The following is a 2,144-nucleotide window of genomic DNA, read 5'->3' as shown; positions in this document are numbered from 1 at the left end:
AAGCCCAAAGTGGACAGCGGCTCGGAGCCGTGCACCAACAAGACCTTCTTGAAGAACATCTTAAACTCGCCGTCATCGCCTACCCGCAAGCTGTACTCCACCCTGCCAGGCCAGACCTCCATCTTATGGGTAGACTGAGCACGAAGCTCGTAAAGGACAAAGTTGGCACCCACCCGATACTCACGGGTGCCCGGCTTGACAGGCTCTTCGATCGTTTCAATCTCGATGTTCGAGAGCACCCGACGCATGGGAGAGACGGGCAGCTGGGAATGACGCATTCCCGTCTTTAGCTGAGCAATACGGGTGGCCAGCCGCTGACGGTTGTCAGCCGTAACCGAGACCCGAAGACCCCCTTCCCCATCACTGTCACCAATGGGTACCCAGTAGTACATGTCGTCATCGACCAGGGCTTCCCACGCCTCGTAGCGTGATTCATCCGCCAAGCGCGCCTCGCGATAGAGGAAGGCCTCAATCTGGCGCTGTTCATCGTGTGATACTAATTGCATTTCGGCTCCTTGGACTTTTTACTCGGTGGCGATACACCACTCTTAACGACTCATGACACTCTGGTAGTGACGCCAAAAACCCCGATTGGTCGTTTCNNCCCAGCAACAGGGGCGTGTGCCATTGAACACATTCGTTGGGACCAGCGGGCTGAAATATGACGATATTCATTTCACCCAGGAACAGATTCGGGAAGATCACTGTGTGAGGTGGCCCCGCACGCAAAATTTCGTGAGCGCGCTCGTGGCCATAGGCCTCTTCCAGTTGCTTTACGTAGTCCGGGAAGCGGGAGGCGTCGGGAAGNNTTAACGTGATACCCGTCGGTGTCGTTCTCCGGCAGCATTTTCCAGTTCGCGCCAAATTTGTGCTTGACCCAGCCAGCGGTCAGCCGCAGATCCCCAGACGGGGACATCTCGACGGCGCGGTCAAGGGCATCTGTAGCGTTACCGAGGTGATCCGCCAGGCTGCCGGCTTCCGCATTAAAGCTTGCGAACACAAATCCTCGATAGCTTTCGACCAATGGCAGAACCTGCAGACCGAAGCCCTCTCGCTCCCTGGTAAAGCCTTTTGGATAGGGCACATCCAGCAGACTGCCATCGAGGCCGTACACCCAACCGTGGTAAGGACACATGAAGTTCTTCGCCTTGCCCCGATGCTCACTGCACACCAGATTGCCACGGTGGGCACAGCGGTTCTTGAGCACCAACGGCTCGCCCTTTTTGTCACGCACCAGAAGAACCGGCTCTTCGCCGATGGTCCGTCGCACGAAATTGCCCTTTTCCGGAATCTCAGACTCGTGGCCAACGTATACCCAACCGCCGTAAAAAATTCGCTCCAGCTCATCGCGGTAAACCGCCGGACTTGTATAGAGAGAACCGTGCACGCGATCCCTGCGGACCAGATCGCTGTAATCAGGCGCCTCGTCAACATTGATCGCGGGAATTGAGGATGTCATAACCTTCTCCAAATTTAATCTCAGCTTATCAAGCAACCACTTGGTCAAATCAATGGACCATAAACATGAGAGCGAGTCAACAGAACTTGCCTGACCAATCGGCCGGTTAAACATCTAATCGTGAAAAACTAAAGAGTGCGACGAGCCGGTTAAGTGAGGCCATTGTTGCGCGCCTGCAACTGATGCCCACTTTTCGCCCCTTCGACTCGACTGTTGGCTCGCTATTGACTTGACTTTATAAACACCACAGCATACCGTCCAATACCATTTAAATGGCTTTCCGATACCGTTTTAATATAATCGAGAGGCATGGGGATAATATGGACCTGCGAAAACTGCGATATTTTTTAACGGTTGCTGAAGAGCGAAACCTCGGACGCGCCGCAGCCCAGCTCCATATCTCTCAACCACCACTGACCAGGCAGATCAAACAGCTGGAAGAAGAACTTGAGGTCCAGCTGTTTAACCGCACTCCCAGGGGCATGGAGCTAACCGAGGCTGGTGAACTGCTCGCCCAAGAGGCCCGCAATATCTTGTCACTGGTACAGCAGGCGTCAGAGAAAACCCAACGGGCGAGCCAAGGGCGCCTGGGGCGGCTTGACTTAGCGGTTTTCGGGTCCGGCGTTCTGGACACGATTCCCCGGGTTCTCCTGCAATTCAAACAGGACTATCCTGAGGTGAAGGT

General features: G+C 54.8%; 3 protein-coding genes. 1 reads left to right on the top strand and 2 read right to left on the bottom strand.

Annotated elements, in window-relative coordinates; genetic code table 11:
• On the bottom strand, positions 1–506 hold a 506-nt coding region (locus A8B84_RS09960; RefSeq protein ID WP_064232335.1), incomplete at its 3' end, for an aromatic-ring-hydroxylating dioxygenase subunit beta.
• Positions 507–809: 303 nt separating this feature from the next.
• On the bottom strand, positions 810–1,459 hold a 650-nt coding region (locus A8B84_RS09955; RefSeq protein WP_227513980.1), incomplete at its 3' end, for an aromatic ring-hydroxylating oxygenase subunit alpha.
• Positions 1,460–1,779: 320 nt separating this feature from the next.
• Between A8B84_RS09955 and A8B84_RS09950 the strand changes: the two genes are divergently transcribed.
• The coding region (locus A8B84_RS09950) for a LysR family transcriptional regulator (protein WP_138118292.1) at positions 1,780–2,144 on the top strand (365 nt) is incomplete at its 3' end.

Origin of the sequence: Marinobacter sp. EhC06, assembly GCF_001650915.1 — a bacterium.
Lineage (GTDB): Bacteria > Pseudomonadota > Gammaproteobacteria > Pseudomonadales > Oleiphilaceae > Marinobacter.
Note: the sequence above shows the minus strand (reverse complement) of the source record. Positions and strands in the feature narration are given on the sequence as shown.